14 protein-coding genes and 1 other RNA gene are annotated in these 13,327 nt (G+C 70.1%); 4 read left to right on the forward strand and 11 right to left on the reverse strand.

What is annotated here, in order from left to right; genetic code table 11:
- Positions 1-15 precede the first annotated feature (15 nt).
- Entirely contained in the window at positions 16-528 is a 513-nt protein-coding gene (locus tag QFW96_RS15405) for a GNAT family N-acetyltransferase (RefSeq protein ID WP_281456331.1), read from the reverse strand.
- A 304-nt stretch (positions 529-832) separates the two neighbouring features.
- Here QFW96_RS15405 and QFW96_RS15410 point away from each other — a divergent pair, with 304 nt between their 5' ends.
- The 4 genes from QFW96_RS15410 (at position 833) to QFW96_RS15425 (ending at position 5,638) form a co-directional block, all read left to right on the forward strand.
- Positions 833-1,708 (forward strand): DUF559 domain-containing protein, encoded by an 876-nt coding sequence (locus tag QFW96_RS15410; protein WP_281456332.1) that lies wholly within the window; start codon positions 833-835, stop codon positions 1,706-1,708.
- A 143-nt stretch (positions 1,709-1,851) separates the two neighbouring features.
- Positions 1,852-2,664, forward strand: a complete 813-nt coding sequence (locus QFW96_RS15415) for an ABC transporter ATP-binding protein (protein ID WP_425524763.1) — start codon at positions 1,852-1,854, stop codon at positions 2,662-2,664.
- Between the two features lie 17 nt (positions 2,665-2,681).
- Positions 2,682-3,650: an ABC transporter substrate-binding protein gene (locus QFW96_RS15420; RefSeq protein WP_281456333.1), complete on the forward strand. Its 969-nt coding sequence runs from the start codon at positions 2,682-2,684 to the stop codon at positions 3,648-3,650.
- Complete coding sequence (locus QFW96_RS15425) at positions 3,647-5,638, forward strand: iron ABC transporter permease (protein ID WP_281456334.1); 1,992 nt, start codon at positions 3,647-3,649, stop codon at positions 5,636-5,638. Before QFW96_RS15420 ends, QFW96_RS15425 begins: the two co-directional genes overlap by 4 nt.
- Here the strand turns inward: QFW96_RS15425 and QFW96_RS15430 are convergent, their stop codons facing one another.
- The 10 genes from QFW96_RS15430 to QFW96_RS15475 all read right to left on the reverse strand — a co-directional run bounded on the left by QFW96_RS15430 (position 5,639) and on the right by QFW96_RS15475 (position 13,314).
- Positions 5,639-6,385, reverse strand: a complete 747-nt coding sequence (locus tag QFW96_RS15430) for a hypothetical protein (protein ID WP_281456335.1) — start codon at positions 6,383-6,385, stop codon at positions 5,639-5,641.
- A complete protein-coding gene (locus QFW96_RS15435) occupies positions 6,382-6,822 on the reverse strand; it encodes a DUF6114 domain-containing protein (protein WP_281456336.1) in 441 nt (146 codons plus the stop codon). Before QFW96_RS15435 ends, QFW96_RS15430 begins: the two co-directional genes overlap by 4 nt.
- 15 nt (positions 6,823-6,837) lie before the next feature.
- Positions 6,838-7,437: a DUF6230 family protein gene (locus QFW96_RS15440; RefSeq protein ID WP_281456337.1), complete on the reverse strand. Its 600-nt coding sequence runs from the start codon at positions 7,435-7,437 to the stop codon at positions 6,838-6,840.
- A gap of 449 nt (positions 7,438-7,886) precedes the next feature.
- Positions 7,887-8,256, reverse strand: a transfer-messenger RNA (tmRNA) gene (ssrA, locus tag QFW96_RS15445).
- Positions 8,257-8,341: 85 nt separating this feature from the next.
- On the reverse strand, positions 8,342-9,244 hold the full coding sequence (locus tag QFW96_RS15450; RefSeq protein WP_281456338.1) for an amidohydrolase family protein: 903 nt from the start codon (positions 9,242-9,244) through the stop codon (positions 8,342-8,344).
- 1 nt (position 9,245) lies between these two features.
- On the reverse strand, positions 9,246-9,722 hold the full coding sequence (smpB, locus tag QFW96_RS15455) for an SsrA-binding protein SmpB (protein ID WP_093414952.1): 477 nt from the start codon (positions 9,720-9,722) through the stop codon (positions 9,246-9,248).
- Positions 9,723-9,800: 78 nt separating this feature from the next.
- Positions 9,801-10,703 carry a permease-like cell division protein FtsX gene (gene ftsX, locus QFW96_RS15460; protein WP_281456339.1) on the reverse strand — a complete coding sequence of 301 codons (903 nt, stop codon included), beginning with the start codon at positions 10,701-10,703 and terminating at the stop codon, positions 9,801-9,803.
- Positions 10,704-10,774: 71 nt separating this feature from the next.
- Positions 10,775-11,464, reverse strand: a complete 690-nt coding sequence (ftsE, locus tag QFW96_RS15465; RefSeq protein WP_093414956.1) for a cell division ATP-binding protein FtsE — start codon at positions 11,462-11,464, stop codon at positions 10,775-10,777.
- Between the two features lie 102 nt (positions 11,465-11,566).
- Positions 11,567-12,673 (reverse strand): peptide chain release factor 2, encoded by a 1,107-nt coding sequence (gene prfB / locus QFW96_RS15470; RefSeq protein ID WP_281456340.1) that lies wholly within the window; start codon positions 12,671-12,673, stop codon positions 11,567-11,569.
- Positions 12,674-12,816: 143 nt separating this feature from the next.
- Entirely contained in the window at positions 12,817-13,314 is a 498-nt protein-coding gene (locus QFW96_RS15475; protein ID WP_093414959.1) for a PadR family transcriptional regulator, read from the reverse strand.
- Positions 13,315-13,327: the final 13 nt, after the last annotated feature.

The following is a 13,327-nucleotide window of genomic DNA, read 5'->3' on the forward strand; positions in this document are numbered from 1 at the left end:
CCCCGCCCGGCCGCTTCAGGGCATCCCGTCGAGGACCGCCAGCACGGCGTCGGAGCGAGTCCCGTCCCGGTTCTCCAGGTGACCGAGCAGCGTTCGCTCCGGCGCGAACCCGATCCGCGCAGCCAGTCGCAGCGAGGCCCCGTTGCCGACGTCGGCGATCCACTCCAGCCTCCGGAACCCCGCCTCGCCGAGCGCCCACCGCGCGAGCGCCCGCCCAGCCGCCTCGCCGACTCCGATTCCGCGAGCCCAGGGCGCGACCCAGCAACCGACCTCGGCGCGCTCACCCTCGACGGCGACCAGCCCGAACGACCCCAGCACGTCGTCACCGCATTCGGTGACCGCGAACAGCGGTTCGTCCCCGGCCCCGGCGACGAACCCCTCGGCAACCGCCTCGGTGTAGGGCACCGGAACGGTCGTCCACCGCTGGATCTCGGGGTCCTGGCAAGCCCGGAACACCTGCCCGGCATCAACCGACCGCCAACGGCGAAGCCGGTAGGCCCCCGCAGGAATCTCGACAGCAACGTCCACCACATCACCCCCAACCCACAACGACAGCAACACCCGACGCCCGCACTACCGCACCGATCCTCCCGCACGCACCCCTGCCTCGGCACCGAGGCGGGGCGAGGGGCCGGTTTCGCGCGGCCGCGCGGCCGTGGACAGTTTTAGCCATAATTGACCAGACAAAAGGGACATTGATCATGGCCAATTATGGCTAAAACTGTCCACGATCCCCCCAACGAGCAACGAGAGTTCTCCACAACTCCCGGGTTTATCCACAGATTCGGAAATGTCCTTGGGGTGAACCTCTTCCACTGGCCACTCTGGACTGATGGTCGCTTCCAACAAGGTGGCTCTCGGTGGAACTCGGGGGCTGTTCACGCGCAAGGAGGCCCTCCAGCAGGGATTCTCCGACAAGGATCTGCGCAACGGCCCCTACCGTCGAATCTTCCACGGCGTCTACCTCCTCGAATCAGTACCGCTGACCCACGAACTGCTCTGCCGAGGAGCAGCGATGGTGCTGCCGCCGGATGCGGTCATCACCGGCAGATCGGCGGCATCGCTGCACGGCATCGACCTGGCCAGACCGACAGATCCGGTGGAGGTCCTGACCCGCAACCACAAGCGGGTACAGGGCCTGCGGGTGTGGGACACGCGCAGGCACCACTGGGAACACTTCCCCTGGGGAGGCGTGCGGCTGGCAACGCTGGTGCGCGCGGCCTTCGACCTACTCACCAAGAACCCGCTGACGCAGGGAGTGGCCTGCGTCGACGCGCTCCTGCACTCCGGAATGCTGTCCAAGGACGCCCTCGGTCGCTTCATGAACGGGCGCCACGACAACGGCATCCGCCGCGCTCGGCATGGATTCGAGCTGCTGGACGAACGCGCCGAGTCGGTGCCGGAATCCGTCCTCCGGGTGAAGTTCGCACTGCGAGGGTTGCGTCCGGTGCCACAGCTGGAGATCCCGGGCGAGTTCGGCCAGCAGCTCCGCGGCGACCTCGGATTTCCGGAGGCCAAGGTCGTCGTGGAGTACGAAGGCCGCTGGCACGCCGACCCCGAGCAGTTCCGACGTGACGAGCGCCGCCGCGCCTGGCTCAGGGCCAACGGCTGGCTCGTCATCGTGGTCACAGCCGAGGACCTCGCTACCTCTGCCGATCAGCTCGTCGAGACCGTCGCCCGGGCCGTGCGCGAGCGGACTCCTCGCTGAGGGCGGGGACGCGCCGGCCGTGGACAGTTTTAGCCATAATTGACCGGACAAAAGGGACATTGATCATGGGCAATTATGGCTAAAACTGTCGTGATGACCGACCCGGGTTGAGGTTTAGGTAAGGCTCACTTTAGTGTGATGGTGTGTCGCGCTACTCATCGTTGGGGTCTGTTTCCGCTGAGGGGGTCGATGTCGCGTACGGGCGGGACGTCGTCGTCCGGGCTGCGTCGGTGACGTTGCGGGCGGGAGCGGTGACGGCCCTGATCGGCCCGAACGGCAGCGGGAAGTCGACCCTGCTGCGAACGTTGGCGCGGCTGCACCCGCCGGCGTCCGGCGACATCCGCTTCGGCGACGGCGCCGAGCTGCGCGCCCTGTCGGCCAAGGACCTGGCCCGCCGGATCACCCTGCTCTCCCAGCAGCGCACCGCGCCCGGTGGGCTCAACGTCCGCGAGCTCGTGGAGTTCGGCCGCCACCCGCACCGCTCCCGCTGGAGCGGCCACGACCCGGACGGGCCCGCCGCGGTCGAGCGAGCCATCGAGCTCACCGGGCTCGGCGACATCGCCGACCGCCCGGTGCAGGCGCTCTCCGGCGGGCAGGCCCAGCGGGCGTGGCTGGCCGCCTGCCTCGCGCAGGACACCGCGCTGCTGCTGCTCGACGAGCCGACGACCTTCCTCGACCTGCGCTACCAGGTCGAAATCCTCGACGTGGTGCGCGATCTCGCCGACGAGCACGACGTCGGCGTCGGCGTGGTGCTGCACGACCTCGACCAGGCCGCCGCCCTGGCCGACCACCTGCTGCTGCTCGAACACGGCCGCATCAGCGCCGAAGGAACCCCCGACGACGTCCTGACCGGTGAGAACCTCACCCGCGCCTACGGCATCGAGGTCGAGGTCCACCGGGCCGACGGACGCATCCACACCCGCGCGGTCGGCCGCTTCAACGCCGCCTCGCTCTAGCCCTCAAGGGAGACACCATGCGCACCAGACGTGCGTTCCTCGCCACCGCTCTCGCCCTGGGCGCACTGTCGACGGCCTGCGGAACCACCGAAGCACCGACCGTCCCGGCACCGGAAGCGAGCGGCCCGCCGGTGACGGTCGTCGACTCGCGCGGCAAGGAGGTCCACCTCGACCACCCGGCCCGCCGCGTCGCCGCCACCGAGTGGAACGCCGCGGAATACCTGGTCTCGCTCGGAGTCATGCCCGCCGCGGTCTCCGACGTGCGGGGCTACGGCGAGTACTCCGGCGCCGCCCCGCTCGACGCCTCCGTCGCCGACATCGGCACCCGCGGCGAGCCGAGCATCGACACCCTCGGCTCGCTGGACCTGGACCTGGTGGTCGTCACCAGCGGACTCCCCGAAGGCGCGCTCGCCCAGATCGAGTCGAAGGTCCCCGTCATCGTCGTCCCCGGCGGCAACGCGCAGGACCCGATCGGCGCCATGTTCGGCAACGTCGACCTGATCGCCCGGGCCACCGGCACCGAAACCGCCGCCGCACGCCTGAAGTCCGAGTTCGACGCCAAGATCGAGGAGGGCCGCGCGGCCGTCCAGCAGGCGGGGATGGCGGGCAGGCCGGTGGCCTTCGCCGACGGCTACGTCAACGCGGGATCGGTCACCATCCGCCCCTACACCAGCGGTTCCCTGGTCGGCTCGGTCTTCGACCGGATCGGCCTGCCCAGCGCCTGGCGGATGCAGGGCGACCCGGCCTACGGCATGGCGCAGACCGACGTCGAGGGCCTGACGCAGCTCGGCGACGTCCCGTTCTGGTACTCCGGCAGCTCCGGCGACCCGTTCGCCGAGAACCTCGCCGCCAACCCGATCTGGACGAACCTGCCGTTCGTGCAGCGCGGTGAGGTCCACCGCCTGCCGGAGGCGCTGTGGACGTTCGGCGGCCCGAAGTCCATGGAGCGGTTCGTCGACGCGGCCATCGCCGCGGTCCGGGAGTGAGGCTGCCGCTGGTCATCATCGGGCTCGGCGCGCTCATCGCCGCCGGCTCGCTGGTGCACCTGACGCAGGGCACCGCCGACGTCGACGTCCTGAACCCGGACGCCCAGGCGGCGGTGATCCTCCAGTCCCGGCTGCCGCGCCTGCTCGCCGCCGTGCTGGTCGGTGCCGCGCTGGCGGTGGCGGGCGCGGTCCTGCAGTCGGTGTCGCGCAACATCATGGCCGCGCCGGACACGCTGGCGGTGTCGGCGGGGGCGCACCTGGCGATCGTGGCCGTCGCCGCGTTCGGCGTGTCGGTGCCGCTGCTGGGCATGGCGGGCATCGCCTTCGTCGGCGGGCTGGCCGCGGCGCTGGTGGTGCTGGGCCTGTCCGGCGGCACTGGGATGGTGCGGCTGGTCCTGGCCGGCACGGCGCTGGCGCTGGCGATGAGCTCGGTGACGCAGATGTTGCTGCTGCTGTTCTCCGAGGAGACCCAGGGCCTGTTCGCGTGGGGTGCGGGGTCGCTGAGCCAGAACGGGCTCGACGGCGTCGCCGCGCTCGCCCCTGTCGTGCTGTGCGCGCTGGTCGGGCTGCTGGTGCTGGCCCGCGAGCTCGACCTCATCCACCTCGGCGACGACCACGCCCGCACGCTCGGTGTCCACGTAGGACGTATCCGGCTGGGCGCGGTGGCGCTGGCGGTGCTCATGGCCGCTTCGGCGGTCACCCTGGCCGGGCCGATCGGTTTCGTCGGCCTGGCCGCACCGGCGCTGGTGCGGCTCGCGGCGAACGTCGTGCCGGGTCTGCACCGGCACGTGGTGCTGATCCCGGTGTCGGCGGCGACGGGCGTGGTGCTGCTGCTCGGCGCGGACGTGCTGCTGCGCGCGGTCGTCGGCGCCCAGGGCGCCCTGGAGGTTCCGGCGGGCGTGGTGACGACGCTGCTGGGCGTGCTGTTCCTGATCGCGCTGGCCAGGAGAATCCGCGTCTCGCGCGCGGTGTCCGAGCCGCCGTCGGCGGGTGCGCGGGGCTCGGTGAGCGCGCGGCGCTTCCGGCTCGTGCTGGTGTCGTTGGTGGTCGCCGCCGTCCTGGTCGTGGTGGTGTCGGTGCTGCTCGGCGACCGGTTGCTGCTGCTCGGCGACGTCGCCAACTGGGCGAGCGGGCAGGCCGGGCCGATCGTGTCGAACGTGATGGGCAACCGGGTGCCGCGCGTGCTCGCGGCGCTGCTGGCGGGCGCGGCGCTCGCCCTGGCCGGTGCCGCGATCCAGGCCGTGACCCGGAATCCCCTGGCGGAACCGGGAATCCTCGGCACCTCGGGCGGCGCGGGCGTCGCCGCGGTCGCGGTGATCACGTTCGCGCCGGGCGCGGGCTTCTGGGCCCAGGCGACGGCGGCGGGCATCGGCGCGGCGATCGCGGCCGGGGTCGTGTTCGCGGTGGCCGCGCGCGGCGGATTCGCCGGAGAACGCCTGGTGCTCATCGGTTTCGGCGTGCAGGCGGGAACGCAAGCCCTGATCACGCTGCTGATCACGCTCACCGACCCGTGGAACGAGACCAAGGCCCTGACCTGGCTCGGCGGCTCGACCTACGGCCGTCTGCCGGAGCACCTGCTGCCGATCGCGCTGGCGCTGCTGGTGGCGATCCCGCTGCTGGCGGGTGCCCGTTCCGAGCTCGACCTGCTGTCCCTGGACGACAAGACCCCGCGCGTGCTGGGCGTTCCCGTGTCGAGGGCACGGCTGCTCCTGCTGCTGTGCGCGGTGCTGCTGACCGGGGCGGCGGTGGCGGCCGTCGGCGTGATCGCGTTCGTCGGGCTGGTCGCGCCGCACGCGGCACGCGCCCTCGTGGGCCGCAGGCACTCCCGGTCGCTGCCGGTCGCGGCGCTGCTCGGCGGTGTCCTGGTGTGCGCCGCGGACGCGATCGGCCGCAGCGCGATCGCACCGGAGCAGCTCCCGGCGGGGTTGATCACGGCTCTCATCGGCACCCCGTACTTCCTGCACCTGCTGCGCCGCACGCGCGCCTGATCACTCCAGGCCGACGCGGCCACCGGGAATGGTCAGGACACCACCGGCGAGGTCGGTGTTGCGGACGACGACGTCGGTGAAGGTGAGCTCGGGCAGCTGCAGGAAGCCCAGGTCCACGTCGGGCATCAGCACCGAGTCGGCGGTGAGCGTGGTCCGCGCGACGCCGAGGTTCCCGGTGAGCTCGCGGGTGTAGAGCTCGATGGGTCCGTCGGTCACGGTCGACACGCTGCCCGCTCGCGCCGAGGTGCGCACGACGCGGCCGTTGCCGAGGTCGCCGCGCTGGACGAGGTCGGTGATCTCCAGCCGGTCGACGGTGAAGTGCAGCGTCCGCACCCCGTCCCGCTCTTCCACGCCGCGGTAGCGGGAGCCGACGAGCTTGAGCGCGCTGCCGGTCAGCGTCCACTCCCGCCCGGGCCCGGGCTCGGCGTCGGAGTTCGACGCGGGCGGCAGCGGTTTCGGGGCGGGCGGAGCAACGGGGACCGGCGTCGGTGCTGGCACCGGAAGCGGTGCCGGCGTCGGAACTGGCGCGGGAACCGGAAGCGGCGCGGGAGCGGGGGCGGACGATGTCGGAGCGGGGACGGATGGTGGCGGGGCAGGAACCGACGACGTCTCCGGCGCCTGGGGAAGCGGCAGCAACTCCCCCACGTCCGGTAGCAGTCCGCCGTCCTGCGCCGCGGCGGCCGGGGCGAACGCCCCGAGCACCACGACCGTCCCGAGCACCCCCGCGAACAGGCGGGGTGCGATCACGCATGGCCTCCCGCGTACCCCACCGGGCGCGCGGAGCTCTCCTCCGGGACGGTTTCCCGGACGGCGCGCCGCTCCCGCGCCTTCGGCGTCCACGCGATGCCGAGCGCCGCTCCGACCAGGCCGAGCAGCGTGCCGATCAGGAACGACCCGAGGTTGGCGGTGACGATGGCGGCCAACGACAGCAGCAGCGTCACGATCCCGGCCGGGAGCCGGAACTCCTGCCGCGTCCAGAACGACAGCCCGCAGGACACCAGCAGCACCCCGATGACCATCGCGGACAGCCCGGTGAGCGTGTTCAGCGAGACGACGATGTCGCCGAACTTCAGCGATGCGTACGGCGGGAACAGGATCAGCAGTCCCGAGGCCAGCGTGCAGATCCCGGCCCAGAACGGGCGGGAGCGCCGCCACTGGCGGAACTTCGAGTCGGTCTTCTTCATGAGTTCACCCACCGATCAGAAGCACTCGTGGCGGCCTGCGCCGGCCGTGATGTGCACCTGGTTGAGCTTGAGCGTGGACGCCGTGGTCGACCAGGCCGTTTGGCGCAGCCCGGAGATCTGCGTGCTGTCGGCCTGGATGCCGAACGTGCCCGCGCCGCCGGTCACGCCGTTGGGGCCCTTGTCCATCGTCCCGGCGTCGCGGCCGATCTCGACGTTGTTGAGGGTGAGGTCGCCGGTGACCTCCTCGATGCCGAGGACGAGGTTGTCGGCGGTCATGCCGCCGGGCGCGGCGATCTTCACGGTGATGTCGCCGACCCCGGGCAGGTCCGGGACGACGATGGACTGGCAGAAGTTGTCCAGCTTGGCCTTCCGGAAACCGTTGACCAGCACCGGGTGCGCCTGGTCGGCGCTGCGGTCCACCGAGCCGTACTGCACGACGCCTTGGGCGTCGAGCCGGTCGGCGGATGCCTTGTAGCTGGTCCCCGCGACGGCGAACGAGGCCACGATCGCGCCCTGGGACAGGCCGGTGAACATCAGCACGACGCCGACCATCCCGGCCACCAGGACCAGCCCGAACACACGCCAGCGGGTCCGCCCGCTCGTTGTCTCACCCACAGCGACTCCCCTCACTCGGAGTGTTCAAAGAGCGATGAGCACTACTCCGAACGGGCGCAAACGTAAGCCAAACGTCACACAGATCGCTGTGACCAAAGTCACTAAACGCGCACAAATGCAAGTAGCCCCGTCCGATTCCACCCCAAGAACCCCACCCACCACAGAAGTCCAGCGTCGTTGCGGCCGCCGATGGGGCTGGTCCGGGAGCAGGCCCGGGAGAAACGAAAACGCGGGGACACGCAGAACGTGCTCCCCGCACCGTGGAACTGCCGCGGCATCCTCGAACACCGCACTGCTGGTCGGTGAGCAGGCCGGGAACCGCTCGCAGGGCGAGGAGCCAACGAAGACCGGCCACCGCACCGTGGGGGCCTGCGGGGGCTCGGCCCCCGCAACCAACACAACGGGGCGAGATGGTTCGCGCGTTCCGCGAACACACCTCGCCCCGAGCCGAGTGGAGGTGCCGGGAATCGAACCCGGGTCCTCCGTCGCCTCACCAAGGCTTCTCCGTGCGCAGTCCGCTATGCCTCTACTCGGCTCCACCGGTCACGCGAACCAGCCGGTGTGACGAGCCCAGTCGCTGTTCGATGTCCCACGAGGTCCCGCGACCGAACCTCGCAGTGGAGCCTCCTAGCTGATGCCGGATTCCGGGACGGAGGCTTTCCCGGTCCGACAGAGTCGCTCCTCGCTCAGGCGGCGAGGGCGAACTCGCGCTGACTCTTGTCGGCGCTTATTTGTTTGCGGCGACGCTCTCGGTGGTCTCCCGCCTGCACCGGCACGCTTCCCAAGGATCAACGTACGGAGTCGAAACCGTTCACCCCCATGTCTGTACTTCCACTCGCACCGGTTGTCGAACCGGTGTCCAACAGGATAACGCGTCGGGTCCCGACGATCATTCCCATATCCCTCAACCGCCCAGACCCAGCAGCTTCGCCGGTGTGTCGTGCAGCACCGCGCGCAGGAACTGCTTGCCCAGCCGCTGGTCGGAGCCCGCCCAGCCGGCGATGGCGGCGAGCTGGTCGGCGTAGGAGTACGGGATGTTCGGGTAGTCGGTGCCGAGCACGACCCGGTCCTGGTGCGCGGCGATGCGGGCCGCCCAGTCCTTGGGCAGCGGCGCGAACTTCTCGCTGAACGCGACGCCGACCATCGTGGTGTCCAGGTGGACCCGCGGGTACCGCTCCACGAGGCCCAACGCCGCGAGGTAGTCCGGCATTCCGGCGTGCGCGAGCACCGCGGTCAGGTCGGGATGCCTGCGCAGCACGCCTTCGAACACGTCCAGCCCGGTGTAGGAACCGGGGATGGGCCCGTGCCCGCAGTGGATGACGACCGGCACGCCGGTCTCGGCGAGCAGGCCCCACGCGCGGTCCAGCAGCGGGTCGCGCGGGTCGAAACCGCCCACCTGGACGTGCATCTTCACGCACCGGGCGCCCTCGTCGAGGGCGCGCGCGAGGTAGTCGCCGACGCCGGGTTCCGGGTAGATCGTCGCGGTCGGCACCGCGTCCGGGGTGCGCTCGGCGAAGTCGCGCACCCAGTCGTTGAGCCACTCGGCCATCGCCGGTTTGTGGGCGTAGACCAGCGGCGCGTAGGCGCGCAGGCCGAACTCGCGCAGCAACCGGACCCGGGTGGGCTCGTCGTGGCGGTAGTAGATGTCCCACCGCATCCCGTAGTGCTCGGAGGCGTTGTCGAAGTACGCCCACACCTTGTCCAGCACGTTCGGCGGCAGGAAGTGGGTGTGGATGTCGACCAGCCCCGGCAGGCCGAGCTCGTCGAGCCAGGTGGGGATTCGGTTGTCGTCACGCGGTGCCGTCAAGTCAGCGCCGGCCCTTTCGCGCGCGCCCGATGGCGCGCTGGATCTCGCGTTCCACGTCGCGCTTGGCGATGTCCTGGCGCTTGTCGTGCGCCTTCTTTCCTCGCGCCAGAGCGAGCTCGACCTTGGCCTTGCCGTCGCTGAAGTACAGCGACATCGGGACGAGGCTCAGCCCGCTCTCCTTGATCTTGCCGACCAGCCGCTCGATCTCGTGCCGGTGCAGCAGCAGCTTGCGGGAGCGTCGCGGCTCGTGGTTGGTCCAGGTCCCCTCGGTGTACTCGGGGATGTGGACGTTGCGCAGCCAGACCTCGCCGTCGTCGACCGTGGCGAAGCCGTCGACGAGCTGCGCCTTGCCCTGGCGCAGGCTCTTGACCTCGGTACCGGTCAGCGCGATGCCCGCCTCGTAGGTGTCGAGCACCGACCAGTCATGCCGCGCCTTGCGGTTCTGCGAGATGACCTTGCGGCCGCGTTCCTTCACCATGCGAACAACTCTAGTCCTCGTGTCACCCGTTTAAACGGAACTCGGCGGCCCCCAACCAGGAGGCCGCCGAGCACCAGGTTACAGCCGCACGTACAACCGCAGCGTGACGTAGCCGGTCACCGCGGAGATCGCCGCCGCGACCAGCAGCAGGATCGGCGAGATGAGCGCGATGTCGCCCCACTCGACGGCGGGGATGATGCCGGTGCCCAGCACCGGGCCCATGACCCTGTCGATGAACGCCGCCTTCGCGATCAGCAGGCCCGCGATCGCCAGGACCGCACCGATGAGACCGGAGACCATCGCCTCCAGGAGGAACGGCAGCTGGGTGTACCAGCGGGTCGCGCCCACCAGGCGCATGATGCCGGTCTCGGTGCGGCGGGTGAACGCCGAGAGCTGAATGGTGTTGGAGATCAGCAGCAGTGCCGCCAGCGCCTGCACCAGCGCGATCGAGAAGGTCGCGTTGCGGACGCCGTTGAGGATGTCGAACAGCCTGTCCAGGTATTCCGCCTGGTCGACGACGCTGTCCACGCCCGGCTTGCTGGCGAACTCGGCCTGGATCTGCGGGAACCGCTCCTGGTCGGAGAGCTTCACGCGCAGCGACGCCGGCATCGCTTCGGCGCGGGCGACGTCCTTGAGCTCGGGCTGCGACTCGAACACCTTGTTGAAGCTGGCGAACGCCTGCTCGCGGTTCTCGTACTTGACCGACTCGACGCCCTCGGCGCTGCTCAGCGCCGACTTGATCGAGGAGCAGGGCTCCTGGCTGCAATCGGTGTCATTGGCGCTGACGTCGTCGGTCATGAACACCACGACCTCGACGCGGTCCTGGTAGGTGTCCTGCATCTTGTCGATGAGCCGGACGACCAGCAGACCGCCACCGAGCAGACCCACCGAGATGGCGGTCGTCAGGATCATCGCGATGGTCATCGTCACGTTGCGCCGAAGGCCGTTGACGACCTCGCTGAATACGAAGCTCGCACGCATCTTGGGTCAGCTTTCCTGCCGTTCGGGGGTGTGTGTCCTCAGGTGCACGGGCCGGGCGATCTCGTCGCGGATCAGCGGCCGACGCCGTACACGCCGCGGGCGTCGTCGCGGATGACCCGGCCGTAGCTGAGCTCCACGACGCGACGGCGCATCGAGTCGACGATGCCGTGGTCGTGCGTGGCCATCACGACGGTGGTGCCGGTGCGGTTGATCCGCTCCAGCAGCAGCATGATGTCCTGACTGGTGTCGGGGTCCAGGTTTCCCGTCGGCTCGTCGCACAGCAGCACCAGCGGCCGGTTGACGAACGCGCGCGCGATGGCGACGCGCTGCTGCTCACCACCGGAGAGCTCGTGCGGCATCCGGTCGGCCTTGCCGTCGAGGCCCACCAGCTGCAGCACCTGCGGGACCACGCGCTGGATGTCGCCGCGGGGCTTGCCGATGACCTCCAGCGCGAACGCGACGTTCTCCGCCACGGTCTTGTTGTTCAGCAGCCGGAAGTCCTGGAAGACGCAGCCGATGCGCTGGCGCAGCCGGGGCACCCGGCGGCGCGGCAGCTTCGCCACGTTCCAGTCGGCGACGAAGACCCGACCGCGGCTGGGCACGTCTTCGCGCAGGAGGAGGCGCATGAACGTCGACTTGCCGGAGCCCGATGGCCCGATGAGGAACACGAACTCGCCCTTGTCGATGCCCACCGAGACATCGTCGAGAGCGGGCCGGGTCGACGTCTTGTAAGACTTGGACACGTGCTCAAGGCGGATCACGGGCGGGAGTTTACCCCCGCCCGATGAGGCGACCGGCACTCACCCACAGAGGCGGTTGCACCACCGATGACCAGGGGTTTTGATCGCCCCGCTGGGCGTCGATCAGGCCACGCTCTGCTGCTGGCGGCGCCAGCGGATGCCGGATTCCAGGAATCCGTCGAGGTCGCCGTCGAGCACCGCGTCGGGGTTGCCCACCTCGTGCTCGGTGCGCAGGTCCTTGACCATCTGGTACGGGTGCAGCACGTAGGAGCGCATCTGGTTGCCCCAGCTGGAGCCGCCGTCCTTGAGGGCGTCCAGCTCGGCGCGCTCCTCCTCCTTCTTGCGGGCCAGCAGCTTGGACTGGAGCACGCGCATCGCGGCGGCCTTGTTCTGCAGCTGCGACTTCTCGTTCTGGCAGGACACGACCACACCGGTCGGGATGTGCGTGATGCGCACGGCCGAGTCGGTGGTGTTCACGCTCTGCCCACCGGGACCGGAGGAGCGGAAGACGTCGACGCGGATGTCCTTCTCCGGGATCTCGACGTGGTCGGTCTCCTCGACCACCGGCAGCACCTCGACACCGGCGAAGGAGGTCTGGCGGCGGCCCTGGTTGTCGAACGGCGAGATGCGCACCAGGCGGTGCGTGCCCTGCTCGACCGAGAGGGTGCCGTAGGCGTAGGGGGCGTTGACCCGGAAGGTCGCCGACTTCAGACCCGCCTCTTCGGCGTAGGAGGTGTCGTAGACCTCGGTCGAGTAGTCGTGGCGCTCGGCCCAGCGCAGGTACATGCGCATGAGCATCTCGGCGAAGTCGGCGGCGTCGACGCCACCGGCCTCGGCGCGGATGGTGACCACGGCCTCGCGGGAGTCGTACTCACCGGAGAGCAGGGTGCGGACTTCGAGGGTCTCCAGGTCCTTGGCGAGGCGCTCGCGCTCCTCGTCGGCCTCGGCCAGGCCGGAGCTGTCGCCCTCGTCCTCGCTGAGCTCGTAGAGGACCTCCAGGTCCTCGACGCGCTGGCGGAGCTCGGTGATGCGTCGCAGGTCGGACTGCCGGTGCACGAGCCGGCTGCTGACGCGCTGCGCGTTCTCGACGTCGTCCCAGAGGTCGGGCTTGGCCGCCTCCTCCTCCAGTTCGGAGATCTCCGCGCGAAGTGCGTCGAGATCCATCACGCTCTCGATGCCTTCGAGCGTGTTGGACAGTTCCTTGAGGGAGGCCGCGACGTCGGGATTCACAGTGCTCAGGGTACTTCACGGGTGAGCGGCCGCCCACGAGGACGGCACCTTGCGGCGAGATCGGCTTCCGCCCTCGGCTGAACGCGAACGACGGCTGCGCCGGTGATCGGCGCAGCCGTCGTTCGCGAGCGGGGACCCTGCCGTCAGTCGGGGATCGAGTCCAGGAGCTTGATGATCGCCCGGTTGTAGGCGACGGTGAAGTCGGCGGCGGCCTTCTCGTAGGGGTCGCCCGCCGTCTTGGCGGCGTTGCGAGCCTCGTCCATCTTCACCGCGGTCTGCGCGCGGGCCGACTCCACGAGCGAGGCGCGCTGACGCGGGGTGAGGGTGCCGGAGTAGACCAGCCGCAGGATCAGCGGGCTGCGGACGTTGTCCGGCCCGGGAGCGGTGTTCAACCAGGCCTTGAAGGCCTTCTTGCCCGCGGCGGTGATCGCGTACTGCTGGCTGGAGCGCGGCCCCTGCTTGCCGAGGCGCAGCAGGCCGTCCTCGGTCAGCGCGGGCAGCTCCCGGTAGACCTGGCTGCGGGTGACGCTGAAGAACCCGGCGAAGCGCTCGGTGGCCGCGGCGACCAGCTGGCCACCGGTTTTCGGCCCTTCGTGCAGTAGTCCCAACAGGGCAGCGGATGTCGCATTCAGCTCGCTCACGACACCAACGGTG

Source organism: Saccharopolyspora ipomoeae (assembly GCF_029952525.1).
In the GTDB taxonomy this organism is placed as follows: Bacteria; Actinomycetota; Actinomycetes; order Mycobacteriales; family Pseudonocardiaceae; genus Saccharopolyspora; species Saccharopolyspora ipomoeae.